The sequence below is a fragment of the Parabacteroides sp. KHUB-02 genome (assembly GCF_056640955.1).
In genome coordinates, this window is the sequence record NZ_JBWQEV010000001.1 from 1,969,119 (window position 1) to 1,992,336 (window position 23,218).

Consider the following 23,218-nt stretch of genomic DNA (forward strand, 5'->3'; position numbering starts at 1 on the left):
ATGCAATAAAAAACAGAATGACGATAATTAAACGTAAAACGTTTATAATTAAGCATTTTGCAAGAATTGCATAATCGTCTGACCTGCAAAAGAAAACAAAATATTGCAGTGTTTCAGTTACCAGACTGTTAGCCGCCTGTTTCGGAAACAACGACAGGTAACCGAGTTTTTACAGAGAGAAATGGAACGGATTTTTATTCACTGTTTATCAATGTTTTGCATGCCAAAGGACGCTTTTCAAAGGAGTATTTTTACAACCTAAAAAAGAGCGTTATGAAAGTGGAAAAATTCAAGGTGCTGCTCTACCTGAAAAAGAGCGAGCCGGACAAGACCGGCAAAGCCCCGATCATGGGACGGATCACCCTCAACCGCACAATGGCGCAGTTCAGCTGCAAGCTCTCCTGTACCCCCGAGCTATGGAACGCGCGTGAGAGCCGATTGAACGGCAAGAGCCGGGAAGCGGTGGAGACCAATGAAAAAATAGAGAGGCTGCTGCTTGCCGTACACTCGGCCTTCAATTCCCTCATGGAAAGGAAAAAGGATTTCGATGCCGCCGCGGTCAGGGACCTGTTCCAGGGTAACGCGGGCACGCGGATGACCCTGCTCAAACTTCTCGCCCGGCATAACGGGGAAATGAAAGCGCGTGTTGGCGTGGACCGTGCGCCCACCACGCTCTCGACTTATATTTTCACCCACCGCACGCTATCGGAGTTCATCCGGAAGAAATTCAAGGTCTCGGACCTTGCCTTCGGGCAGCTCAACGAGCAGTTCATCCGCGACTACCAGGATTTCATCCTTCTGGAAAAGGGATATGCCGTGGACACGCTTCGCGGCTACCTGGCCATCCTGAAAAAGGTCTGCCGCATTGCCTACAAGGAGGGACACTCGGAGAAATACCATTTCTGCCACTTCAAGCTGCCCAAGCAGAAGGAAAGTACGCCGAGGGCATTGAGCCGGGAGAATTTCGAGAAGCTGCGCGATCTGGAGATACCGGAAAAACGCAGGTCACATAGTATCACCAAAGACCTTTTCCTCTTCGCCTGCTATACAGGAACCGCCTATGCGGATGCGGTAAGCATCACCCGGGAAAACCTCTTCACCGATGACGGGGGCAGTCTCTGGCTGAAGTACCAGCGGAAGAAGACCAACTACCTCGGACGTGTCAAGCTGCTGCCGGAAGCCCTCGCACTGATCGAGAAGTACCGTGATGATGCCCGGCCCACCCTCTTCCCGCCGCAGGACTACCATACGCTCAGGGCCAACATGAAATCCCTGCGCCTGATGGCGGGACTCAGCCAGGACCTTGTCTACCACATGGGAAGGCATTCTTTCGCCTCATTGGTCACGCTCGAGGAGGGAGTGCCGATCGAGACCATCAGCAAAATGCTGGGACACTCCAACATAAAAACGACCCAGATATACGCCCGTGTAACCCCGAAGAAGCTGTTCGAGGACATGGACAGGTTCGTCGAGGCAACCCGTGATTTGAAACTTATTCTTTAATCCCTAAACAATCATTATCATGCGCAGTACATTCAAGCTTTTATTCTACATCAACCGCAACAAGGTCAGATCGGACGGCACGACCGCCGTCCTCTGCCGGATCAGCATCGACGGAAAGAAATCGGCTGTCACGACAGGCATCTATTGCAAGCCCGAGGATTGGGACAGTACGAAGGGGGAAATCAAAACAGCCAGAGAGAACAACCGCCTTGCCGCCTTCCGCAACCGACTGGAAGAGGCGTACGGGAACCTGCTGAGGAACCAGGGAGTGGTCACGGCCGAGCTGCTCAAGACCACCGTATCCGGTACCGATTCCGTGCCGGAATACCTCCTGCAGGCCGGAGAGGTGGAACGCGAACGGCTCAGGGTCCGCTCCAAGGAGATCAATTCCACCTCCACCTACCGCCAGTCGAAGACCACGCAGCTTAACCTCAGGCAGTTCATCGAATCCCGCGGGATGAAGGACATCGCCTTTTCGGACATCACCGAAGAGTTCGCCGAATCGTTCAAGGTCTTTCTCAAGAAGGAGCTGGGATACAGGAACGGGCACGTGAACCACTGCCTGTGCTGGCTCAACCGGCTCATCTACATCGCCGTGGACCGGGAAGTGTTAAGAGCCAATCCGATAGAGGACGTGGCATACGAGAAGAAGGAAGCACCCAAACTGAGGCATATCAGCCGCAGTGAACTGAAACGGATGATGGAAACCCCGATGCCCGACCCGATGATGGAGCTGGCGCGCAGGACGTTTATTTTTTCTTCGCTGACCGGTCTGGCCTATGCGGACACGAAAGGCCTCCATCCCCGTCACATCGGAACGACCTCGGAAGGAAGAAGGTATATCCGCATCCGCCGCGCCAAGACGGACGTGGAGGCGTTCATCCCGCTGCATCCCATAGCCGGACAGATACTGGAACTGTACAACACCACGGATGATGACAGGCCGGTATTCCCGCTGCCGGTCCGAGACGTCCTCTGGTACGAGGTACACGGGATGGGCGTGGCATTAGGCATGAAAGAGAACCTGTCCTACCACATGGCCCGGCATTCGTTCGGGACCCTGACACTGACCGCGGGTATTCCGATAGAGAGCATCGCTAGGATGATGGGCCATACGAACATCGACAGCACGCAGGTCTACGCCCAGGTCACCGACCGGAAGATATCCTCGGACATGGACCGGCTGATGGAAAGAAGAAAGCCTGCGGCCGGCAAGGAAGCCGCAGGCTAAATAAAAACTGCCGTCGGAATCGTAAATGCAATTCCGGCGGCAATCCTTAAACTTGAATACGATATTATACCAATGCAGGGTGATGATTCCCCTCCAGCAGCTTCTCGATGTCCGACTGCTTGTATAGTATCTTCCCACCGAGCTGGATATAGGGAATCCGTCCCTGGTCCCTGTAATCCTGCAGGCACCTGCGGCTGATCTTCAACATCCCGGAAAGCTCCCTGTCGGTCAGAAACCGTTCCCCGTTGAAGGGAGGACGGTTGTCACGGGCAAGACGCTCCACCTTTTTCTCCATGTTGTCCAGCAGGGCAAAGAACCCGCGGACACGTTCGTTCTCCTTGTCGATAATGCCTTCCATCTCTTCCGCTCTTTAAAGGTTTCCGTTCTTTCTTCTTTCTCTCACCTCCTTCTCCTTGCGTCTGATGCCGACATAGGCCATCAACTTCTCCACATCCCCGGGCTTGTAATAGAACTTGCGCTGGAGGCGGGTGAACGCCAGCCGTCCGGTATCGCGGAGAGTCTGCAGGGTACGTGGCGAGATGTCAAGGCGCAGGCAGACATCCTGGCCGTCCAGTCACTCTCCGGGTTCCTTACAGCGGTTTCTCTCATACAATCTGTCCACATGTGCGGACAGGTTCTCGGCGCGTGCCAGCATCCTCTCAAGGACACCGGCCTCAATGTAACATATTTCCATATTTTCAACTCGTTTAAATGTCAGTGCGAATATAAGGGAAGAAACCTTGAGAAACAAGCAAGGCCGGTACACTGGCAGGAATAGTCATGGATAGTCGGTTTTTGTCATGACGGAAAAGACGGTAAAAAGGAAAAAAATGCTTTCCCGAAGGGAGTCGTGGAGCCAGACCCCCTTCGGGAAAACAGGATACGGCGGATATCCGATACAGTGAAAAAAGAAAAATCTTCACACAAAAACTGGCCGGAATCGCAATAATAAAGGAGCGGGCTTCTCAACCCGTGATGTAACCGTACTTTTTCAGGTCGTCCATGAAATGCTCCGGCGTGTCGGTCCTCACCGTCACCCCGTGCAGTTCCCTGTACCGACCGGAGAAATTTACCATGTACTCCTCGTCGGTGCACTCGCTGTCAAACCAGCTGCCCTCACGCAGGACGCGTACAAACTCGGAAGGGTCGGAGGCGGCAATCCTGCCGCCATCCGCCAAAATATACATATGCTTGTTCATGCCGATAGTTTTTTCGTTCTTAATTTATAATATAGTTTCTGTTCACTGTCAAGGAAGGGGATGTCCTGAAGTGCGGTGGCTGCGGGTACCTGTCCCCTTGTGGCAAAGGTAACCAATTTGTGGAGAAACAGCACCCAGTTACGCATTTTTGTGAAGTTGGTCGTTCCCGAATGCTGGCGGAACTCGACCGTCTTATGCCGTGAGTAGGCCTCGAGGTTCACCTTATGGTAACGGTCGCCGATCCTTCCTTTCAACTCGTCCACCGTCCGGGTGGAACGTATCATCCCGTCAGAGACATGGCCCAATCCACGGCAATAATAGTTGTCCCTGCGGGATGCCGGCATGAACCTGTCGATGACCGGTTCCAGGTGCTTGTAGCTCAAGGCCAGGTTACGCCATGTTTCCATGCTGAAACCGGCGGCATCGATATGTACGTGAAGCCCGCAGCTCTCGTTCACCTTCACGTCACACAGGTCGAGCACCCAGCAGACCTTCTCCAGTTCCCGCAGGCCGGCTTCGCCGACCAGGATCGGACTGACCAGCTCGAAGGTGTTGTTACCGCTTATACTGCTGTCTGTCACGAGTTTCCAATGCGGACGGGTGGTATGGTTGTAGCTTTCCACCGTAACCTCGATACCGGCCTCCCTGAGCTCGCGTGCGAGCCGTTCGCGGGAGCAGTTGTAGGCCTCGATCTCGATACCGAACTTGCGGTTGAAAGTGTAATCCAGTGCGGCTGTCGCAGGATGGATATTCAGACCCTCCTCACGTTTCCTCATCCGGCGCAGGGCGTTCACTACAAAGCCGTAATTGCCGTTGGTCACCATTCTCGCGATTTCCGCACGGGGAACCCCCAGAAGAAATAGCTGCTGGATTTTACTCGTTTTTGTTGTCTCTTGTGCTAAAATGCTTCTAATTTGCTCGTTCATTACTTGTTACCTCCTTTATTTTTTATTACTACTAAGGTAATGCTTCTATAGGAGAAGTTGTAATTATAAGAACCTTATTATCATGCTATTAGCTTACTTTATCTTAGGCTAAAAGTCCTTATTCAAGGTGTCTGTATCCTAACATCCGCTACCGGTCGATATCGGATTCCTCCAGATTGATGGCATATCTTCTCCACCGATTCAGGAAGGTCTGTTCTTTTCCTTTTCTGAGTTCGTATCTTAAAATCTTAAATTATTAAATTACACAACCGGTATTGTCTCGGAATACAAAATAAGGGAAGAAGAGGACCGGACGGAATGAAACCACCTGTCACTTATAGTCATCCAAAGCCGGTTATCGCTATGATACACATGCCGTTCCGTTCGGACGGTTCTTCCTATGCGGAAGTGACGTCAGAGGCCCGCCGCCTGTAGCGGCGTGGAAGAACGGGCGGAATTCAGTATCCTTGTCCACCGATCCTTTTAAATCCTTATGGGCAGGTGTGGGAGCGCGCATCCACCCTGATACGGATTTTAAAATTATCCGTCTGTGGTAGTGTAAAAGTACGACAATCCGTTGATAGGGAATATGAAAGGGAAGAATATAAGACGTATACGGCTACATGCCCGTTTCTCCATTTGCAGATGTGTAGAAGTAGCAATCCGTTAATGGAGACAAGGGAAGAAACCATGAAGCAGGCAGGACCGGTACACTGGCAGGAATAGTCATGGATAGTCCGTTTTTGTCATATGGTACGGGAGAAGACGTCCGCAGTTCGAACCGTTATCTGCCGGTACTTACAGCTTCCTGCCATGTCTTTTTATCTGGCGATGCCTGCTAGATAGGCCCGGGTCTGCTGTTATCCGGGAAATTTTCCATAATGCCATCGGATGGTCGGTGATCCGCCGGATGATCTCCGGATCGGAGAACAGGAGTTCCGGCTTATAGATCCCCTTGCTGAAACTTTCCATATATTCCCGTTCCCGCGGCGAGAGGGTGAGTATGGACGTCAGATATTACATGGTACTCCTCTTGGCAATATCTATAGGGAAGAATTTCTTTCCTGAAGGGAGCAGGGGCATCAGCTGGCTTCTGATTCTGGAAGGCTCGATATCCATGATGCCGGACAGGTCTATCTCTTTTCTGGCGGTTCCTTCCACCCCGATGGTCTGATAGAAGACAATTCCTTTTTTAAGCATCTCCCTTTCCCGGAGAGTCGAAAGCATATTCGATTGTGAGAGTGAGTAGACATCGAACAGGTCCCGGACGGCCCTCCTTTCTATCAGCGCGTTTATTTTTGTGGCGAACAGCTCGCAGGGATGCAGGGTCGGGAATCTGATACCGGCGTCAGGAACTATATCCAGATTGATTTCCTTGCTTACCACCGGCAGGAAGTGATTCCTGATACCGTAATTCAGTTCCATCTTTATGTGGTCATTATTACCGGCGATACTCCGGTAATTGAATGTCCACTGGTCCAGAGTATGAAGTTCCTTTCCCAGCTTGCCGACAGTATAGCCCCGGGATTGCAGAAGGTCGAACAGGGCCGATTTTATTTCCTTGCGCAATGGCAGGAGCTCCGGCATCCGTCCGAACCTGGTGAAATCCAGGTCTATGTCAACAGAAAGCCTGGGAAGGTTGAAACAGACAAGATTGATGGCAGTCCCGCCTTTCAGGGCAAAACAGTCTCTGAACAAGGGGATTCCGGACATATCCTTGAGTATTTGGTAAAGCCGTATCACCTTTTCCAGAGTATCACGTTGAAAACCGTATTTCCGGGCTGTCTCGATGATATATGACCGCGTAATATCCGATGTATCCATGGCACTAATAGTTTTCGGTTAAGGATAGGATATACTGCGGGACATACAGTCTCCACCGGGGAATATATATCCTTGACTCCCGCTTGTCGGTAAGGTAACGTACACTCCTGCCTGTCTTTTCACCGCATGTCTGGAAAAATTCCCCGCCCAGTCCCATCCGCTCCTTGAAGAGCGAGAGGATGAACCCGGTTTTCTGATATATGACCGACTTGCCGTATAACGGCAGGTAACGCAGGAGCCTGTCCTCATCCACGGTGCCTATCAGTTCAAGGTTGTAGACCAGCTCCTCCAGGCCGCCGGCAAGATCCGGCCGGTCGATGCAGTCGAGTATGGTACGTTCCATGTCGGTGACGCGGACACTCACGTGTTCCGCCGGCCGCACGATCCCTTCCCGGTACCTGTCCGGGGCATACATATATTCGACGAACTCGAACTCAAAAGGGCGGAAACGTTTGGCCGAGGACAGGTATATCCTGTTCCAGACCTGGTTCTGCAATCCGTAGAATTCCATGGCCGAATGGTAGGAGAGATAGGAGCCGGGAACGGAATTGCAGCCTATCTCGTATTTGTTCTCGTCGACAAAACCGTCCACAGGGTTTGTCGGCAGGTACACGTTCCTGCGTATCCGTACAATGGAATTACGCCTGCTGTACTTGTACAGCAGGGAGGAGACGGTCTTCCTGTTCCCGACGTCGCGGAACATCTCCTTCCCGGTTACGAAACGCCGGTTCTGAATCAATGCGGTATATTTTCCCATGATTTTATATTTTATTCAAAAGTAGTACTTTTGTACTATAATCGCAAATTATTTAAAAAACATATTTACCGGTACAATATTAAATGCGCCGGCTTCAATCCCGTATCTCATTTCTTTTAGCAAGTCAAATTCAGGTGCAAATATATGGGGGGAAATCATGCGGGACAAGCGTAGTCTTCCCGCTGTCAGGAATAGTCATGGATAGTCGGTTTTTGTCATATGGGAAGGAAAAAGAAAGCCGAGGCGGGTCTGGATCCACTCCCCCCTTGGGGTATGTGAGAGGAACGTTGCGATGAAAGAAAAAAACTCCTCTTCACGCATGGATAAGGCAATGCCGGAAGTCCGGCAATAAAAAGACGTGGCTTCTCTACCCGGGTAAATGCCACGATTACGGACTTCTTCTTGTCCCTATACCATCAGGCCGGTTACCCTCAGGTTAAAAGCTTATCCGGAATATCCGAATCCAACCCGTGACAGACCCGGATGGGAAAGGAGATATACCACCGGATACGCGTATAGCCATATGACCGGACATGGAGATACGACGATAACGATACGCCCTTCTATCGGAATAAGGATATGGCGGGATGCACGGATACCATATATGATTATCGGAACAGCCGTATGGCAGGCCGTGGGTATATGAGAGCGTCCGTATACCTGATCTCGTTTTTTTATTATCGGTATTTCAAATATCTCAAAAGCCTCTTTGACAGGTTACCATCCGGGATGATCGCCTGAATTCGCATGTACCGGACTTTCTATTTACCTGATTCCGTAATCGTTCCTGCCGTCCGTTTTTTCTCCGCGGCTGTCGCTTTTTTCCTTGTGGCATCATGGTTACCGGATGGGAAGAGCCATCTCCACCACAACCATGAATTATAGTGTAGCATTTGTATATAGCCGTATGATACGCTATCCGGATAATGCTATCACAGAATTACGATATAGCCGGATATCAAAATAAGGATAGCCGGGAGCGAAGGGAGCACGAACCCTTCCGGATACAGATATCTCAAAATCTCCATTTGCAGAAGTGTATAAATATCAATCCATTAATGGAGACGATGAAAAAACAATCAGGCATATACGGTTACCTGTCATTCTCCATTTGCGGATGTGTAGAAGCAGCAATCCGTTAATGGAGACGATGAAAAAACAATCAGGCGTATACGGCTACCTGTCATTCTCCATTTGCGGATGTGTAGAAGTAGCAATCCATTAATGGAGACGATGAAAAAACAATCAGGCATATACGGTTACCTGTCATTCTCCATTTGCGGATGTGTAGAAGTAGTAATCTGTTAATGGAGACGATGAAAAAACAATCAGTCGTATACGGTTATCTGTCATTCTCCATTTGTAGATGTGTAGAAGTAGCAATCCATTAATGGAGACGATAAAAAAACAATCAGGCGTATACAGCTACATATCCATTTCTCCATTTGTAGAAGTGTAGAAGTAACAATCCATTAATGGACAATAGGGCATGTAAAGGGCAGATTTTCCGTATATTCGCCTCCTTATCCCCGAATTATGGGCGTAAGTCACATGGTTATGGAGATATATCTATCTTTTAATGGGGAGAACAGCCGGCAAATATCTAATGGAAAAAACCACAAACCACAGGAAAATATCCACACAACAACCTGATACACAATAATTATTGGATAAACGTGGTCCGCTCCTGCGGACAGCAAGTTGTGTTTTCGTTTAACCGAAAACGAACGGTTTAACGGCGAATACGCCGACAAACCATTTCAGCCTTTGCCTCCGGAGTCGGTATGTTTATAAGTGGAAAGACAACCGCATTAAAAACAGAAGCAATTTACAATATTAAAAAAATCAGAAAACTTTTTATGGAGTATATAATCTATAAAAATATTACATGGAAATTGAGTGCACAATCTTATTCAATGAGTGATTGAAAAGATTGTGGAGCTTGATTTTTCCTATAATATTTCATGTCATCTACTGTTATGAATAAATATCATTGGGATAAATCGGGAAGGTGTATTTGATATGTCAAAAATATTATTCCATAAAGAGTAGGCAATAGCCCGCAAAAAAGACGCCACCACAAACAAAATTGAAGTAACTTCTCAACTCATTTAATTTTTTCCAACTAAGATTCTGTTTAAAAGCGGATTTTTAAGTAATTCTTCATCGGATATAGAATACAGGTATTCCTTGTCACTCCGTATACATTTGTCAACAAACTGACGGGAATAAATCAATCTGTCGTCCTGTTTCTCAATCTCCACCACATAGATATCCATTGTCTGAGGAGCGATTTTCCATCTTCTGGTATCACAGAACCGGTGCCCTTCAAAAGCGAGTTCCACTCGGCGTTCATTCCTGATCCGTTCAAGAAAATCATCCGAAGCAACTCCCGGCATTCCGGCATGTGCCCTCAGTTTGTCGATGGCTGCCCGTGGGGATGACATAAACGCATTATCGGTATAATCTGGATTACCATAAGCCAAAAGCTTCCGTATAGTTCAACAATACCTCTGCATACCTGAAAAGTATCCAGACATGGCGATCGGTAGTCGTACTGTTCGGATTCAGACTGATTGTTTCGACAAATTCATCGGTTGCGTTTCCCATGCCCTAAGGATCACAATACTTCCATCACCCTGATACACTCGCCGTCAACCAGACATGGGTATTGTGCCAAACGTTTCAGCATTAGTTCCAGCGAAAACCCTCGTATGAGCTTGTGATGTCTCCTGTCGCTGCAAAGCACACTTTCCATCTCCATTTCAGGAAAGTAAAACTGCAAGTGGACGGCAGAAACATCGAAAACGACGGGACCATCTTCATAAAGATAGATATAAATGTCTGACACATTTACACTTTCCCTTTCCTTGATTAAATCTGTAATTTCCATCTTGTAGATTCATAAAATTATTATAACCGGCTTATCTCCTTCTGTATTTTTCAGTGCTACACATTTCCAATACCTGTGTAAGATTGCTTATTCCACAGCCATTCGGAACTCTTTATCGGCAAACAGTTCCGCCAATCCCAATACCTGTTTCAAACGAAGCAACTCATCCTTGTCCATGCCTGAGTTCCTGCGTATCCACATGTCCGACATTCCCGATCACGTAAGTTCCCTTACCAGCCGTGTATAAGCTCAATCTTGTGCATCCCGCGGGCACGGTTATGACGTATAGTAGAAGCCATCGTTCAGCAAGGTCCTTACGGACGACAGCAACAACACTTGTCAGGAGCTTTAATAAGGACCGTTCCTCTCCCTGACGGAAGAAACACAATAATTGTCTATTTTGTCACCTCCGCCAGTCTTTCTTTCCACAGACATGAATGCCATCACCTTTTCTCCCTGATATAGGACACGCCATGAAAACCTCCAAAAGGATTTGTAAGGGTAGATATTATTCGCCCTCAGGTATGCCTAGCTAAACACTAAATGTCCCACGACCTGATAGAGTTCGGAAGAATTGCCTTCTAATATGCGTACTGTAAATTTCATAGGCTTACATTTTATAATATCTTTATAAACTTCCTGCCCTGCCTCTCTATTCTTGTCATAGACATATATTCCCCGAAGGCTGCTTTGAGAACCCTCGGGAAATAACATCAACCAAACATATCCCTTCTTTCACCCATTTTTCTCTCTTTAATCGCTGCAAGGACGGATACTTCCTGCAAATGCCCGATGGGTCTTATTCCGATTCCTTAAGTACTCTTTGCCTATATCCATTCCTTGAGCATCCTGCATATCGTATGGAATTCCATACCAATAGTAACCCCAAACATTGACTCCTTTGACTGCGCTAGTGACATAATTACGCCATCCAGTGGACGGAAAAAAGATGGTACGACTTCTTGTTGCATCCGTGTATAGACACCAACCGATTCTATTATCATCATAAAAACCATTAATTTCAGATGTAGATTCTACAGACTCTCCTGTTGTAGTAAATCCAGAAAAACAGTTGGAAACAGGGAGTCTAAAACCAACAGGACACGGATCGTAAATAGTCTTGATAGTAACAGATGGATCAGAGAATGAAACTGAGCTATTATTCGCAGACCACAGATTCAGGAATAATTTGTCCGCCGTATTTGTAGCATGCATCACATTGGGTTTAAGGATATAATTCTTGATACAAGCTGCACCTGTAGAAAGATTTGCCTTCGCAGGATTGTCCGTAGATGGTATTCCCTCCTTGTCATACCAGGTTTTGGTTGTGTTATCCATTCCGTTCGAAGGATAGAACGGATCTTTACGCCCCCATTCATAATAAGGATGGTTGTCTCCGGTAGCGATTACGTTCGCCAACTGCTTGATGGTTATTTCCTTACTCTGGTCTCCGGCAGTGAATTTTACCTTGCAACTCCGTTCGGCATAGGTAATGGTATTGCCGTCGCACTGCCCCAGATTAACGGGCATAAAATTGTATTTTACGTTTTGATGGTTGGTTATCTCAATCACATCGTTGATATCTTCGTCCGTGACCCAGACATGCCAGGACCAGAGGATGGCATCACTCGCATCCTTGATCGCAATGACGGCATTGCCTTGCCGGATAGAAGAACGGTCCACTTTGAAAGAGATATTGCCGCCATTGGAACCGGCATTGTATTCTATATCCGTAACCAGGTTCATCGCATCCTGCCAGACCAGTTCGGCCTTGCCAAACACAACACGCTTTCTATTTATTTGAAAATAAAATAGTTAGTCTTAATTTTATTACTAACAGGTAACGATTTAGAAACGAGTGAATTGCTATATTCAGTTTTCTTTTGCATCACTCAAAGAACATTTTTTCAATGCGAATATATGATTTATATATAATAAAAACAAGTTTTTCCTGTTTCAATTGGTTTAAAATTAACCCTCAGAGGCAACCCACAAAGGGGGATTTCACTTGAAGGAACTGGAAAAAGTTCCCTTTTCTCCAGTATTTTCTCCCTTTTATGAATTGGCAAAAAACGTTGAAGGGCGAATAAGAGATCTCATTCACATGCAACTTTTTCCTATATTAATTTCTTTTCCTCTAAACTTTAGCCCATTCAGACTTTTGAATCCTATTTCCTTCATCAAAGCCTTGTCGGGATGGAAAGTAATGTCCTTGAGAGTACAGCGCATACCTAGTACATCTTGGAGTATCATGCGAATATAGCCTGTGGCCGACCAAGTCTGGTCGTATACAGACTCCCACTGATGATCGATCTGCCAACCACCATTCTGTTTGCCCGTATTCTCATTGTAGACCTCGTAAAAGCAGTGGTTGTTGATGTTGATGGCCATGTCAGCCTGACAAAATAATTCCTTAAGGAAAGGCTCGTTTATGCCCACACTGTGACAGGCATCGGCCCAAAAAGCACCCACGAAAGGCCAAAGTATCTGGTTGTGACGACCGGGATGTTCCTTGAATCGTTTGAGGGCTGGATAAATAGATGGCAATCCGTATTTGCCGATATATACCTTTTTAATAAGATTGCGTGCCTCCTTTTTGTTTACCACGCCAAAGAGAATAGCAAAAGCATGCCCCAAACCCTCTTGGTATTTGTGCAATGTACCATATTCGTCCATGAGATAATAGAGTTTATTAGCCTGCGGATCATAGAGATTTCTGCGAATATTTGTTTTCAGTGCCTTTGCCTTATGTTCATAGCCATTCACAGAACATTTGTCACCACAGGCTTTCGCCATTAGGGCCAGCGTCTTATAAGTTTGAAAATACAAACAATTAGTGCTCAAACACATAATATATTTTTCGATTCAGGATGTGCCAAAACATAACTGTCCTTTATTTGTGGATTATAAATAGGCTTCTCATAACTTGCAATGCCATCATTGAAGACCGAAGGACCTGTAAACAACCCATAGTTGCTGTCGAAAGTATTTTGTTCGCATGCAGCCATGGTATTCTTGCCGGCAATATATGCCTGACGGAGGAACTGCCGGTCATTGTTTATAATATGGTAATCATAAGCACAGCCAGTGCCCAAATGATGTGGTTCCTACTGGTGGCCAATCATCGTGTGATTCTCGGTAGTAACACTTCACAAAGAGTAAGCCGCCTCCTTAGGGGTAGGCAATGCCGCCGCATTCCAAGAGTTGATGGATACATCGCGCACCCATTCTCCACCGTAAGTACCTCCTGCAAAAATTAGACTGTCGCACGATAAGAGGAACGGTTTTCAGGCAGCCTTTCCCACCTGCTCTGGTAGTGGCTCGCAGTCCCCCGTTATTACTGTCGTGGGAGTTCCTTCAAGTTCAGTCGCATTTGAGTGCCAAATACGATATACGGAAAAAACTCGTAAGGAACCTATTAAAAGCACCTAGCTTTTGTCCGAAAGTTTTTGGATCTTTTTGCAATAAATTCATTATCTTTGCGTTATCAAGAAAAAATCCTTTGCCGAAAGTTAACATCTCCAGCTTCGACAAGGAGAACAGAAGGAGGAATTGATAAAAATATGAAGTTAAACAACATTAGACTTTTCGTGTCAGATTTTGACAAATGTTTTAGATTTTATTCCGAGAAGCTTGGATTAAAGGTGACCTGGGGAAAAATCGGAGGAGATTATGCCAGTTTTGATATTGGAATAGAATCCCATGACATGGTTTTTTCAATTTTTAAATCTGATTTAATGGCAAAAGAGATTGGCAACTTAGACAAAACATTGCCATCAAATAATAGAGAAAAAACCGTAATTGTTTTAAAGGTTAATAATGTGGACAAGACCTATAAATATTGACTGATAATGGAGTAGATTTCGTTGATAAACCAAAGTATATTGCAGGATGGGGGTTCCAGGGTTGCTCATTTCAGAGATCCTGAAAACAATTTGATTGAGATATGTTGTGAATTACCCAGAGAAAAATGGAGTGAAGATTTATTAGAAGACATTTCATGAATATTAAAATGAGTGCTAAAAATGGATTTTTCAAATGTTACAAATGGGATTCTACGGTATATTGATATTTGGGCGCAAAAATTGATTGATTTACCAGTTGATACAATTACCAACAAGAGAAATAAACAAAGCAGGACTATAAAACAGATTATGGGTCATTTGATCGATTCTGCCGCAAATAATCATCAACGTATGGTTCGATTACAGTACAATGATAAACTTGATTTTCCCGATTATCAACAGGATAATGACTTGTGGATTGCTTTACAAGATTATCAAAATGCTGATTGAAATATTAGCATTCAGTTGTGGAAGTATTATAATCTGCATATGATTCAAGTGATAAAATCGGTTGACCATACTAAACTTGAAAACTCATGGCAGAATTTTGAGGGCGTAACCGTGACTCTTCGCCAAATGATTGATGGATATTTGGGGCATATTGAGTTGCATCTTAACGAGATACAAGAATTAATAGATCAATAAAAGCACGAAAATGTTTGCACGGAGTGCGGAAAAAGAACATGATAAGGATGAAGATTAAAAGGATATATGCCTGCTGGATTTATGTCAGCGATTTACAACGCTCGAAAAAATTCTATCGCAATACCAGATTTGAGATAAAAGCCATTGATGGTGACTGGATAGGGTTCGCTTTGGGTGAGACATCGTTTGCCATCCTGAAAAGACCGGAGAGCAAAGGCGAAGTCTTTGCGAGTAAAACAAGGATTATGTTTGAGGTGGAGGACATCGAACTTGTTCGGGATGAGTTGAGAAGCAAAAATGTGAAGATCATCGGGAACATCAGAGAAGAGCCATACGGCAAGTTGCTGACTTTTGAAGACCCCGACGGGCATTGGCTGGAGTTTTACCAAAGAACTATATAAAACATGAGTGATAACGACTATGGCACGAGCAACGACAAAAGCGGATTTGACAGCATCCGCCAACGGACAATTCGACAAGATGTGGAAACTCATCGACAGTATGAGCGAAGAACAGCAGAAAGCAGCCTTTGCTGAAGAAATGGCAACGGCCGGTAAAGAAACACATTGGAGCAGGGACAGGAACCTGCGTGATGTGCTTGTACATCTGTACGAGTGGCATCAACTGCTACAGAGTTGGATAAAGACCAATCTTAACGGCGAGTACAAGACCTTTCTGCCCAAACCGTACAACTGGAAAACCTATCCGGCAATGAACGCAGAGTTTTGGAGGAAGCATCAAAGCACGCCATTGACAGAAGCAAAGGCGAAGTTGAAAGAGAGTCACAAAGAGGTAATGGCGCTGCTGGAGCAATTCTCCAATGATGAACTCTTTGCCAATGGCTCGTTCGACTGGACGGGTACTTCCACGCTCGGTTCCTACTGTGTTTCGACAACGGCAAGCCATTATGATTGGGCCATGAAGAAGATAAAGATGCATATTAAAACAAGCAACAAATAGATAAAATGGAGGTATAAACAATGGCTTTTGACTATAAGAAAGAATACAAAGAGTTTTATATGCCCTCCCGAGAACCAGGCATTGTTACCGTTCCAAGCATGAACTACATGACGGTCCGCGGGCAAGGTGATCCGAATGCGCGGGAAGGAGAATACAAACAGTCGATCGGGCTTTTGTATGGAATTGCTTTTACGGTGAAAATGAGCCAAAAAAGCGATTATCGGATCGAAGGATATTTTGATTATGTCGTGCCCCCGCTTGAAGGCTTCTGGTGGCAGGATGGCGCAACAGGTATCGACTATGCGCGTAAAGGAAACTTCAAGTGGATTTCAGCAATCCGCCTTCCGGATTTTGTGACAAAAGCAGATTTGGAGTGGGCAATCAAGGAGGCAAAGAAGAAAAAGAAATCCGATTTCTCCAAGGTGGAGTTCCTGACCTATGATGAAGGGATATGCGTTCAATGCATGCACATTGGGTCTTATGATGATGAACCGGCTACTATTGCACGCATGCACGAATATATGGAGAGCCGAGGTTACGTCCTCGACATCGCAGATAAACGTATGCATCATGAAATTTATCTCAGTGACGCTCGAAAAGTAGCTCCCGAAAAACTGAGAACTGTAATCCGGCATCCGATAAGAAAAATGGACGATTGAAGAATTTTACACTCAACGAAAATGTACTGAGCATTCCTGAGTTAGCGAGTGAAGCCAATATGAGCAGTTCAAGATTACAAAAATGCTTCAAAAACGTCATCGGCAAGACGGTTGCCGTCTGTTGCCTTATTTATGACCTACAACAATAATATAGCAATGAAATTACTTTATAAATAGGAGTTGGAAATGGCAATAGAAAAACGGTATCTATCAGATGTTGCAGCGATACTATCTCACCGGCATGATAACGGTGCAGACCTTTGGGCAACGCCAGACAATAAACTGCTTAAAGGCTCTCCCTTTTCCACTTTTGATAGTGTGCTTTATCTTTTGGAGCTTGGAATGTCACCACAAGGACCTATTTTGAAAGCGGCTGCGGATTTGATTTTCAGTGCATGGCAGGAGGATGGGAGATTTAGAATATACCCGACAGGAGGTATCTATCCTTGCCAAACGGCGATTGCCGCCAACGTGCTATGCCACATGGGATATGCCGAGGACGAAAGACTTCAAAAAACTTTTCAGCATTTCTTAGATACTCAGTATCAAGATGGCGGTTGGCGGTGCAATAAATTTTCTTTCGGACATGGGGAAGAAACCGGGTACTCAAATCCGCAACCGACGCTCAAAGCACTTGACGCATTTCGTCTTAGTCAATATCTCAACAATGAGCCTGCACTGGATAGAGCTGTTGAATTTTTGCTGGGGCATTGGATTATTCGTAAGCCAATCGGCCCATGCCACTATGGAATTGGTACGCTATTTATGCAGGTCGAATATCCATTCAGAAACTACAATTTGTTTGAATATGTATATGTCTTGTCTTTTTATGACTATGCCAAAAATGACCGTCGTTTCCTTGAAGCCTTTGAAACTCTCAAATCTAAAACGGTTGATGGAAAAATTGTGGTAGAGCGTGTTGTGCCAAAGTTGGCAAACCTTTCTTTCTGTAAAAAGGGTTTTCCAAGTGAACTTGCGACAAGGAGGTATTATGAAATTTTAGAAAACCTAAACAAGGGATATTGACTACCTTAGAAAGAATTAGAATATTTAAAGCTTTGCCACATATGGTTGCCATAAACGATGGATAAAAACCGTTGTTGTGGCGGCATTTTTTTGCTCCTAAACAAGATACAGCGGCCTAACGGCGGTTTCGAATAATCAAAGCTGCCGTCTTCTTTTTTTTAAAAGTTAATATGGTAGGTGTATTAAAGTCGCTCTGAGGTATCGTCATAAGAATTTTGTATTGACACAATTTGACAATCAGTAGCTTGGTAAAAAAGCCTGTCCTCACCAACGGGATATTCTGGGTCAGTCCGAAAACCCTGTATGTTATGTTAATAAGCTAAAGTGAACTATCTTTGCGTTCAAATTAAAATAATTTGTCTAATGTTTTCCAATCGCAACCTACATAAATTACTACGAGTCATCTTCTCCGAGGTTCTAATGGTGTATTTCGAGATCTTCGGTTGGCATGAGGACTCCGTCAAAATCGAAGTTTGGCTTGATGAAAAAACTACATGAAACGTTCTGATTACAAGAGTGGAATTGTGATTTTACATGGTTTTACAGATGAGAAAGTGATTCAGGACTTTCCTCTGCGTGGCAAACCTGTTTATCTCCACGTAAGACGTCGTCGCTGGTATGACAAAGCTACAGGGGAAACGTTTTCTTATGCTTACGATGATCTTATGGGCGAAAGGACGAAACTTATTCTGGAGTTCGTTGCTTTTTTAAAAGAAGAAGATTGAAACTACCGCGGCTAGCATAAGCTTCATAGCAGATGCATATGGGATAAACGGAAAACTGTTAACTTCACAGTATAAGGAGTTTATGAGCGCATACAGACAGTGGGAACAGTTAGATCATGCCTCAGAATATGTCCTGTTCAAACAGAATATAGTCCTAACCTTTGTGTTGACGAGACTTCTTTGAGCTGTGGAGAATTATATACTGTTGTTACTAACCGTGCGGGACGTGGTGGCAAAGGTACATTTTTGCCCATGGTACGTGGACTGCGGTTTTACCTCCGGTCCGTGAACGTATCCTGCGGTAGAAATTTCACAGTTGGTTCTTTGCGTTGGCGAGCGAGGAAGCGATACTTCGAAAAATCAACCTGGCATTGTTTTGACGATGGAGCACGTAGCTTGATATTCTTTTTCCTTACTGATTCTTAATGTTCGGTGCGACGTTGCACCAACAGCAGAACTATAAGGCCTTCTTCCCAGTTACCTACAAGTGCCTTGGCTATTTTCTCTTTCGGGGTTTTGCACTGGATGTTAGCCGGACCGGGAAGTTTCTTTGGGGCACGTTCACCTGCGAGAATGGCTTCAATGATACGTATGTCGGATTTTCCCGTAATGTCGAACAAGACAAGCGTAAGTTTTATGTTTATCTGCTGCATAGTTTTCTACATGGGCAAGACTATACTTGAGGCTTTAAGGGAGAGGGTATCACGATGAGGGGTGAGTGTCCTCATCCGTTTGGTGTCGTTGTGCAGTTGGAAACTTGCCTTGAGCAATCCGTACTGGTGCAGCAACATCAGCCATTCAGCATCCGACTTGTCGGTTTTCCTCTCCGTTATGTTCTTCACGTCCCTTGCGTTGGTCAATACAATATCCAGCCCGTCCTCCTGAAGACGGCAGGACAGCGGTATCCAGTAACCCCAGGTGGATTCTATTGCAATTGTTTTTATGCCGCATTTCCTGAGCCATGCCGAGATGGCATGTAGGTCGGGTGTATATGCTCCGAACGCACGATTGTTGTCCTTGGAGTGGTCAGCAAGAACGCAGACCTGCATGATACCGTCAGCTATATCTATTCCCGACACATCGGGATTGACTATCCGAAGTTCCGCACTTTTGGCGGACTTGACTTTTTCTACTTTCTTTGCCATGGTAATATTGTTACTGTTGTTAGTGGATAAAAGGCATAAGCCATGTTCTGTCAGGGAGGATTCTTTTATACGGCCTCTGACGGCTGATCTTCGATTCTCAGGACACGGAGCCATACTTTTTGTGGGATTGAAGGCCTCAAAAATAACCTGCTTGCTTTTTATGCCTACGGCAAAGATAACTAAAAATGTTTCTGCCGCCGCAGATGGTGGAAACGTTCCGTATTCCACTCTGATTTCAATCAAGACAAAGGTTTGACTTTACTCTTTTCGCCATCATTGGGCCGAACTTTCAAGCTCTTGTTATTACCGAAGATAAACTCGATGCCTTTCTTTTCGGCATTAACTTGCAGAGTGATATAAAAAGATTTGCTGCTCTTGGTGGTCATGCCTTCTACCTTCATGGCTTTACCTTCCACAAGGTCTTTATACTGTTTATCGGAAAAGGGCACGTCCTTGATTTCCTAGGGAATCGTCACCTGGCCGGTATGCAGAGTGATGATCTCATTCGTCGGCGGGTCGATGGAAACATAGACACAGAAGGGCTCGCCATGTTTAAGCGTCACTTTGATCCTCCTGCCGAGATTATCCGTAATGAAGAGTTGCTCTTTTTCTTCGGGCGAAAACCTGGGTCTCATATGGAGGAAGTTAAGTTGCGTTTTTTTCGGAGCGGATGGATGGTCAAACCGATATCTCCGTTTTGCCTATGCAGAAAGTAAGACGCGCTTCGGTATAGATGGTCGTGCCACCCATGGAGACGGCAATAGTAATAAGGTTGGTCTTTTGACATGAGCATCTTTTCCTGCTCTCCGCTCAACTTCAGCCGTTCACGGGAGGAGCTAAAACTGTCGAGCACTTTCCTGTCTACCGTTTCGGGGCGATAACAGTAGTATTCTCCTGTATGGGTAGAAAAACCTCAAAGCGTATATCCATATTCACCGGCTGCTGTGTGTTGGGCAGTTTACGGCTTTGGAGCATTGTGCGGGGATTTTCTACGCCTTGCTCCACATTGCTTGCTAAGACTTTGTATAGTCCGAAACAGGGCGGGGAGTTGAATTGTTTGAAGAAATTGCTCATTAAAATCTTTAGCAGTCCGTCTTTGCTGTTGAATTTTAGGAATGCTGCTTGGCTAGTAGCAGTTTCGATTGTTTTGAGGTTGCTTTATTCGTTAATGCCTGAGACGACGGAGACTTTTTCCTACTCCTCTTGGCCCTTCACTTCTGTCCGGTCTTCCAAGCCCAAAACATAATCCTTGTTTTTCGGTTCCATAATACTGATATTTTAAAAGATGTGTAAACTCGTTGCAATCGGTATAAAATTACAGGCTATGAAGCATCTTATGTAGGAATGGGGAAAAGGCAGGAAACGAAAGGGTGAAAAAGAAACGGAGCACATCATAAAAGAAGGCTAAAAACTAATGGCAACAAACAATACTATTTATTTGTTAATTTTACAAAAAAACATGCGTAATCTACCCATTTTTGCAAGATGTTTTTTATTTTGCCCAAAAATACCGTCATTTTGTTTATTTCAGACAAATTCGACAGTGTGGAACAATTGAAATTTGTTAAACACCTATTATATTTTAACACATATACTGATGGAAACAACAGGAATAAAACTGCTGGTATTCACAAGAATAGTCTTGTCAGTTCTTCTTGTCGGAAGTTTGTTTTGCGATTGCAGCCATTCCAGAAAAAAAACGGGTCATGGATCAATCTATGAATACAAGACGCGGTATGTCGGAGATAATACGAAGGTGATAGGTGTTGTAAACAGGCAGGATTATCCTGAAGGATTAAAATATGCTTCCATTGCGATTGATGTAATTGAGCCAGGTGGTACCTCCTGTCTCTTGGTAAAAATGCAGGCAGAAAAGCCAGTCGCAAAAGGGAAACTTTTCAAGAATGCGGTTAGTACTTTTGCATTGATTGACAACCTATCACAATTGAAATATGTTAATTCCATAAACGATACGACGATTGCTTCCTTCAGTATAGATGCTGTCAATCTGACTCTAAAAGAAAACGGACAAAACAGCTGTGAGGAAATAGGGAAAAGTAAAACGCTTTTTTTAACTTATCTCAATGCAGAGTAATTTATACTTATGTATGATTCATTCAACATTTATATTATCACTGATCAACAAAAACAACAATTATGAAGAAAGTATTTATTTTAGTATGTTCATGCGCTCTTTTGACCGCTTGCAACAATGGTGTGAAAACAAACAAGAGTAGCGAAACAGACACTGTTGCTATCGAAGTCCCCGACATGCACAATGCGGAAATTTCATTGGACTACGAGGGAACTTACAAAGGGGTTCTACCGGCAGCTGATTGTCCTGGCATTGAAACGATTCTGACGTTGAATCCAGACAAGACCTTTACACTCCATTCCGTATACATTGACAGAAACAGTTCATCGGATGGAGAGGGAACATACACGGTAAAAGAAGACTTGCTGACACTCCAAGAAAAAGGTGGTGAACTGTCCTATTACCATGTGGGGGAAAACTGTTTGCGTAAACTGGACATGGATAAAAAAGAAATGACAGGGGAACTTGCGGAAGATTATATTTTGAAAAAAGAATAAACGATCGTTTGTCCCTTTTAGCACACCATCACCATGATTGCATGCTTTTCACTTATCTATATAATAAATCAGCTTGAAACATATAGGAGATGAAAATTTCTTGGAAGTACATAAACGTAATGTTATTGGTGTTGCTGTCATTAGCATCCTGTAAGTTCAAGGTCGAAGAAAAACAGAATATCGTAGCTGTGTCCGGCATTGGGAGTATGCGGGCACAGCCCGACATGGCGCGAATAAACATCAGTTTCGCTCATACAGCACCTACTACTCAGGAGGCTAAGATGGTTGTGGAACAGACGATGCAGGCGATTTTGAAAGTGCTTCAGAACGAGAATATCGAAACTAAGGATTTGAAGACGACTTTGCTCAGCTATCGGGTGGAGTATGAATACAGGAATGGCCGCCGTGTCTGTCTTGGACAGAAAGCGGAACAGAACGTTGAGCTTACCGTAAAAAAACTGGTGAAAGATGCCGGAAGATTTTCTGCATTGTTGGACGAGATTGCTGTTATTGACAAGGTTGAAATCAATGACATCCGTTTTGACACAGACCAGAAGACGGAGCTATTCAGGAAAAGTCGTGAATTGGCATACAATAAAGCGTATGAAAAGGTTGAGCAGTATGCGGCATTATGTGAACGGAAAATCGGTAAGGTTATAGCCATTACGGAAAATCGTAATCGGGATTTTCCGAAGCCACACTGAATATTCGTTTCAAACGTGTGGAGAAAGCCTGCGCTGCAGCAGATGCTTCGACTGTTCCAATGGAGACAATAAAGTAATGACAGAAGTCCATGTTGTTTTCTTATTGGAGTAAAAGGTGTAATAGCAGTGAGAAAAATGGTATTTAAATGATCAGATTGTGAACCAATCTATCAGTATCTATGGCAAGACTTTTGCTGAATGTTACATTCGGGGTTTTAGCTTCATGCCGATAGACTGGTTATTTATGGCTTTCATTATTATTTTGGAATGTCGGTTTGCATTCATATACCTATCCCATAGATAGGTCCATAGATTTAAGAGTTTGTCGGATAATACTGGTCAATAAATTGATAAGTGGCATTTTAGACATCCTTACAACTTTGATGTTTACGGGAGGATGGATTATTGTTGTATGGTTTCTTTGGGTAAGTGCCCATGAGATATAATTGGGGACTGCCAGCGAAATCTTTCCTTTCGCACTATATATCATTGCTTTTATCTTATCTGTTTTGATTGAGGGAGCTGTGAATTGGGTATTTCTAAGGAAAAATTATCGGGTAGGGCAAATTATGCGTTCTACTTTT

Annotated in this window: 26 protein-coding genes and 3 pseudogenes; 13 read left to right on the forward strand and 16 right to left on the reverse strand. The window is 44.8% G+C overall.

The annotated features are described in order from the left end of the window. The first annotated feature begins 273 nt into the window (after positions 1-273). Complete coding sequence (locus tag ACYIA1_RS08540) at positions 274-1,503, forward strand: site-specific integrase (RefSeq protein ID WP_272060310.1); 1,230 nt, start codon at positions 274-276, stop codon at positions 1,501-1,503. 19 nt (positions 1,504-1,522) lie between these two features. After that, positions 1,523-2,734 carry a site-specific integrase gene (locus ACYIA1_RS08545; RefSeq protein WP_272060309.1) on the forward strand — a complete coding sequence of 404 codons (1,212 nt, stop codon included), beginning with the start codon at positions 1,523-1,525 and terminating at the stop codon, positions 2,732-2,734. Positions 2,735-2,798: 64 nt separating this feature from the next. Here the strand turns inward: ACYIA1_RS08545 and ACYIA1_RS08550 are convergent, their stop codons facing one another. The 7 genes from ACYIA1_RS08550 to ACYIA1_RS08580 all read right to left on the reverse strand — a co-directional run bounded on the left by ACYIA1_RS08550 (position 2,799) and on the right by ACYIA1_RS08580 (position 7,440). Beyond that, the gene (locus ACYIA1_RS08550; protein ID WP_480335009.1) at positions 2,799-3,092 is read right to left on the reverse strand and encodes a helix-turn-helix domain-containing protein; all 294 of its coding nucleotides are present in this window, start codon (positions 3,090-3,092) and stop codon (positions 2,799-2,801) included. A gap of 12 nt (positions 3,093-3,104) precedes the next feature. Next, the gene (locus tag ACYIA1_RS08555; protein ID WP_083810220.1) at positions 3,105-3,308 is read right to left on the reverse strand and encodes a helix-turn-helix domain-containing protein; all 204 of its coding nucleotides are present in this window, start codon (positions 3,306-3,308) and stop codon (positions 3,105-3,107) included. A gap of 391 nt (positions 3,309-3,699) precedes the next feature. Further along, a complete protein-coding gene (locus ACYIA1_RS08560; RefSeq protein ID WP_234182795.1) occupies positions 3,700-3,933 on the reverse strand; it encodes a hypothetical protein in 234 nt (77 codons plus the stop codon). After that, positions 3,930-4,859, reverse strand: a complete 930-nt coding sequence (locus ACYIA1_RS08565; RefSeq protein ID WP_480335012.1) for an amidoligase family protein — start codon at positions 4,857-4,859, stop codon at positions 3,930-3,932. Before ACYIA1_RS08565 ends, ACYIA1_RS08560 begins: the two co-directional genes overlap by 4 nt. 798 nt (positions 4,860-5,657) lie before the next feature. Next, entirely contained in the window at positions 5,658-5,831 is a 174-nt protein-coding gene (locus tag ACYIA1_RS08570) for a hypothetical protein (protein WP_480335014.1), read from the reverse strand. A 45-nt stretch (positions 5,832-5,876) separates the two neighbouring features. Then, complete coding sequence (locus tag ACYIA1_RS08575) at positions 5,877-6,683, reverse strand: nucleotidyl transferase AbiEii/AbiGii toxin family protein (protein ID WP_195286900.1); 807 nt, start codon at positions 6,681-6,683, stop codon at positions 5,877-5,879. A gap of 4 nt (positions 6,684-6,687) precedes the next feature. Next, on the reverse strand, positions 6,688-7,440 hold the full coding sequence (locus ACYIA1_RS08580) for a type IV toxin-antitoxin system AbiEi family antitoxin domain-containing protein (RefSeq protein WP_195286901.1): 753 nt from the start codon (positions 7,438-7,440) through the stop codon (positions 6,688-6,690). Positions 7,441-7,819: 379 nt separating this feature from the next. On the opposite strand from ACYIA1_RS08580, the gene ACYIA1_RS08585 reads away from it, so the two are divergent. Continuing rightward, the gene (locus tag ACYIA1_RS08585) at positions 7,820-8,086 is read left to right on the forward strand and encodes a hypothetical protein (protein ID WP_118328058.1); all 267 of its coding nucleotides are present in this window, start codon (positions 7,820-7,822) and stop codon (positions 8,084-8,086) included. Positions 8,087-9,551: 1,465 nt separating this feature from the next. Here the strand turns inward: ACYIA1_RS08585 and ACYIA1_RS08590 are convergent. From ACYIA1_RS08590 to ACYIA1_RS08615, 6 genes and pseudogenes are all read right to left on the reverse strand, one after another. Continuing rightward, positions 9,552-9,887 (reverse strand): RagB/SusD family nutrient uptake outer membrane protein, encoded by a 336-nt coding sequence (locus ACYIA1_RS08590; protein ID WP_229040303.1) that lies wholly within the window; start codon positions 9,885-9,887, stop codon positions 9,552-9,554. 25 nt (positions 9,888-9,912) lie between these two features. Continuing rightward, positions 9,913-10,050: a RagB/SusD family nutrient uptake outer membrane protein gene (locus tag ACYIA1_RS08595; RefSeq protein WP_252199434.1), complete on the reverse strand. Its 138-nt coding sequence runs from the start codon at positions 10,048-10,050 to the stop codon at positions 9,913-9,915. 10 nt (positions 10,051-10,060) lie between these two features. After that, on the reverse strand, positions 10,061-10,342 hold the full coding sequence (locus ACYIA1_RS08600) for a hypothetical protein (RefSeq protein ID WP_334312045.1): 282 nt from the start codon (positions 10,340-10,342) through the stop codon (positions 10,061-10,063). Between the two features lie 78 nt (positions 10,343-10,420). Next, positions 10,421-10,664: pseudogene (locus tag ACYIA1_RS08605) on the reverse strand (chromosome partitioning protein ParB); the annotation flags it as partial. Positions 10,665-11,086: 422 nt separating this feature from the next. Next, positions 11,087-12,115 carry a hypothetical protein gene (locus ACYIA1_RS08610; protein ID WP_480335018.1) on the reverse strand — a complete coding sequence of 343 codons (1,029 nt, stop codon included), beginning with the start codon at positions 12,113-12,115 and terminating at the stop codon, positions 11,087-11,089. Positions 12,116-12,433: 318 nt separating this feature from the next. Further along, positions 12,434-13,177: an MGH1-like glycoside hydrolase domain-containing protein gene (locus ACYIA1_RS08615; RefSeq protein WP_480335019.1), complete on the reverse strand. Its 744-nt coding sequence runs from the start codon at positions 13,175-13,177 to the stop codon at positions 12,434-12,436. Between the two features lie 635 nt (positions 13,178-13,812). Here ACYIA1_RS08615 and ACYIA1_RS08620 point away from each other — a divergent pair. From ACYIA1_RS08620 to ACYIA1_RS08650, 7 genes and pseudogenes are all read left to right on the forward strand, one after another. After that, positions 13,813-14,178, forward strand: a complete 366-nt coding sequence (locus ACYIA1_RS08620) for a VOC family protein (protein ID WP_480335021.1) — start codon at positions 13,813-13,815, stop codon at positions 14,176-14,178. Between the two features lie 171 nt (positions 14,179-14,349). Beyond that, positions 14,350-14,823: pseudogene (locus tag ACYIA1_RS08625) on the forward strand (DinB family protein). A 47-nt stretch (positions 14,824-14,870) separates the two neighbouring features. Continuing rightward, positions 14,871-15,224, forward strand: a complete 354-nt coding sequence (locus ACYIA1_RS08630) for a VOC family protein (RefSeq protein ID WP_234154524.1) — start codon at positions 14,871-14,873, stop codon at positions 15,222-15,224. Between the two features lie 19 nt (positions 15,225-15,243). Further along, entirely contained in the window at positions 15,244-15,783 is a 540-nt protein-coding gene (locus ACYIA1_RS08635; RefSeq protein WP_234154525.1) for a ClbS/DfsB family four-helix bundle protein, read from the forward strand. 20 nt (positions 15,784-15,803) lie between these two features. Next, positions 15,804-16,442, forward strand: coding sequence for a GyrI-like domain-containing protein (locus ACYIA1_RS08640; RefSeq protein ID WP_480335024.1), 639 nt, complete (start codon positions 15,804-15,806; stop codon positions 16,440-16,442). A 186-nt stretch (positions 16,443-16,628) separates the two neighbouring features. After that, a complete protein-coding gene (locus ACYIA1_RS08645; RefSeq protein ID WP_234154527.1) occupies positions 16,629-17,468 on the forward strand; it encodes a prenyltransferase/squalene oxidase repeat-containing protein in 840 nt (279 codons plus the stop codon). A 494-nt stretch (positions 17,469-17,962) separates the two neighbouring features. Beyond that, positions 17,963-18,193 (forward strand): ISAon1 family transposase N-terminal region protein, encoded by a 231-nt coding sequence (locus ACYIA1_RS08650; RefSeq protein WP_234154528.1) that lies wholly within the window; start codon positions 17,963-17,965, stop codon positions 18,191-18,193. Between the two features lie 422 nt (positions 18,194-18,615). Here the strand turns inward: ACYIA1_RS08650 and ACYIA1_RS08655 are convergent, their stop codons facing one another. From ACYIA1_RS08655 to ACYIA1_RS08665, 3 genes and pseudogenes are all read right to left on the reverse strand, one after another. Then, positions 18,616-18,846 carry a hypothetical protein gene (locus ACYIA1_RS08655; protein WP_234154529.1) on the reverse strand — a complete coding sequence of 77 codons (231 nt, stop codon included), beginning with the start codon at positions 18,844-18,846 and terminating at the stop codon, positions 18,616-18,618. A 6-nt stretch (positions 18,847-18,852) separates the two neighbouring features. Beyond that, positions 18,853-19,581 carry an IS110 family transposase gene (locus ACYIA1_RS08660; RefSeq protein ID WP_480335027.1) on the reverse strand — a complete coding sequence of 243 codons (729 nt, stop codon included), beginning with the start codon at positions 19,579-19,581 and terminating at the stop codon, positions 18,853-18,855. 38 nt (positions 19,582-19,619) lie between these two features. Beyond that, a pseudogene (locus ACYIA1_RS08665) lies at positions 19,620-20,604 on the reverse strand (DUF3945 domain-containing protein); the annotation flags it as partial. Positions 20,605-20,935: 331 nt separating this feature from the next. Between ACYIA1_RS08665 and ACYIA1_RS08670 the strand changes: the two are divergent. From ACYIA1_RS08670 to ACYIA1_RS08680, 3 genes are all read left to right on the forward strand, one after another. Continuing rightward, positions 20,936-21,433: a DUF4825 domain-containing protein gene (locus ACYIA1_RS08670; protein ID WP_234154531.1), complete on the forward strand. Its 498-nt coding sequence runs from the start codon at positions 20,936-20,938 to the stop codon at positions 21,431-21,433. Positions 21,434-21,495: 62 nt separating this feature from the next. Next, positions 21,496-21,930, forward strand: coding sequence for a copper resistance protein NlpE (locus ACYIA1_RS08675; RefSeq protein ID WP_234154532.1), 435 nt, complete (start codon positions 21,496-21,498; stop codon positions 21,928-21,930). A gap of 89 nt (positions 21,931-22,019) precedes the next feature. Further along, positions 22,020-22,634 carry an SIMPL domain-containing protein gene (locus ACYIA1_RS08680; protein ID WP_234154533.1) on the forward strand — a complete coding sequence of 205 codons (615 nt, stop codon included), beginning with the start codon at positions 22,020-22,022 and terminating at the stop codon, positions 22,632-22,634. The last annotated feature ends 584 nt before the right edge of the window (positions 22,635-23,218 follow it).

Coding starts and splice junctions, on each gene's coding strand:
- ACYIA1_RS08540 (WP_272060310.1), top strand. CDS start 274: ATGAAAGTGGAAAAATTCAAGGTGCTGCTCTACCTGAAAAAGAGCGAG.
- ACYIA1_RS08545 (WP_272060309.1), top strand. CDS start 1,523: ATGCGCAGTACATTCAAGCTTTTATTCTACATCAACCGCAACAAGGTC.
- ACYIA1_RS08550 (WP_480335009.1), bottom strand. CDS start 3,092: ATGGAAGGCATTATCGACAAGGAGAACGAACGTGTCCGCGGGTTCTTT.
- ACYIA1_RS08560 (WP_234182795.1), bottom strand. CDS start 3,933: ATGAACAAGCATATGTATATTTTGGCGGATGGCGGCAGGATTGCCGCC.
- ACYIA1_RS08565 (WP_480335012.1), bottom strand. CDS start 4,859: ATGAACGAGCAAATTAGAAGCATTTTAGCACAAGAGACAACAAAAACG.
- ACYIA1_RS08570 (WP_480335014.1), bottom strand. CDS start 5,831: ATGGAAAGTTTCAGCAAGGGGATCTATAAGCCGGAACTCCTGTTCTCC.
- ACYIA1_RS08575 (WP_195286900.1), bottom strand. CDS start 6,683: ATGGATACATCGGATATTACGCGGTCATATATCATCGAGACAGCCCGG.
- ACYIA1_RS08580 (WP_195286901.1), bottom strand. CDS start 7,440: ATGGGAAAATATACCGCATTGATTCAGAACCGGCGTTTCGTAACCGGG.
- ACYIA1_RS08585 (WP_118328058.1), top strand. CDS start 7,820: ATGCCACGATTACGGACTTCTTCTTGTCCCTATACCATCAGGCCGGTT.
- ACYIA1_RS08590 (WP_229040303.1), bottom strand. CDS start 9,887: ATGTCATCCCCACGGGCAGCCATCGACAAACTGAGGGCACATGCCGGA.
- ACYIA1_RS08595 (WP_252199434.1), bottom strand. CDS start 10,050: ATGGGAAACGCAACCGATGAATTTGTCGAAACAATCAGTCTGAATCCG.
- ACYIA1_RS08630 (WP_234154524.1), top strand. CDS start 14,871: ATGAAGATTAAAAGGATATATGCCTGCTGGATTTATGTCAGCGATTTA.
- ACYIA1_RS08635 (WP_234154525.1), top strand. CDS start 15,244: ATGGCACGAGCAACGACAAAAGCGGATTTGACAGCATCCGCCAACGGA.
- ACYIA1_RS08640 (WP_480335024.1), top strand. CDS start 15,804: ATGGCTTTTGACTATAAGAAAGAATACAAAGAGTTTTATATGCCCTCC.
- ACYIA1_RS08645 (WP_234154527.1), top strand. CDS start 16,629: ATGGCAATAGAAAAACGGTATCTATCAGATGTTGCAGCGATACTATCT.
- ACYIA1_RS08650 (WP_234154528.1), top strand. CDS start 17,963: ATGAAACGTTCTGATTACAAGAGTGGAATTGTGATTTTACATGGTTTT.
- ACYIA1_RS08655 (WP_234154529.1), bottom strand. CDS start 18,846: ATGCAGCAGATAAACATAAAACTTACGCTTGTCTTGTTCGACATTACG.
- ACYIA1_RS08670 (WP_234154531.1), top strand. CDS start 20,936: ATGGAAACAACAGGAATAAAACTGCTGGTATTCACAAGAATAGTCTTG.
- ACYIA1_RS08675 (WP_234154532.1), top strand. CDS start 21,496: ATGAAGAAAGTATTTATTTTAGTATGTTCATGCGCTCTTTTGACCGCT.
- ACYIA1_RS08680 (WP_234154533.1), top strand. CDS start 22,020: ATGAAAATTTCTTGGAAGTACATAAACGTAATGTTATTGGTGTTGCTG.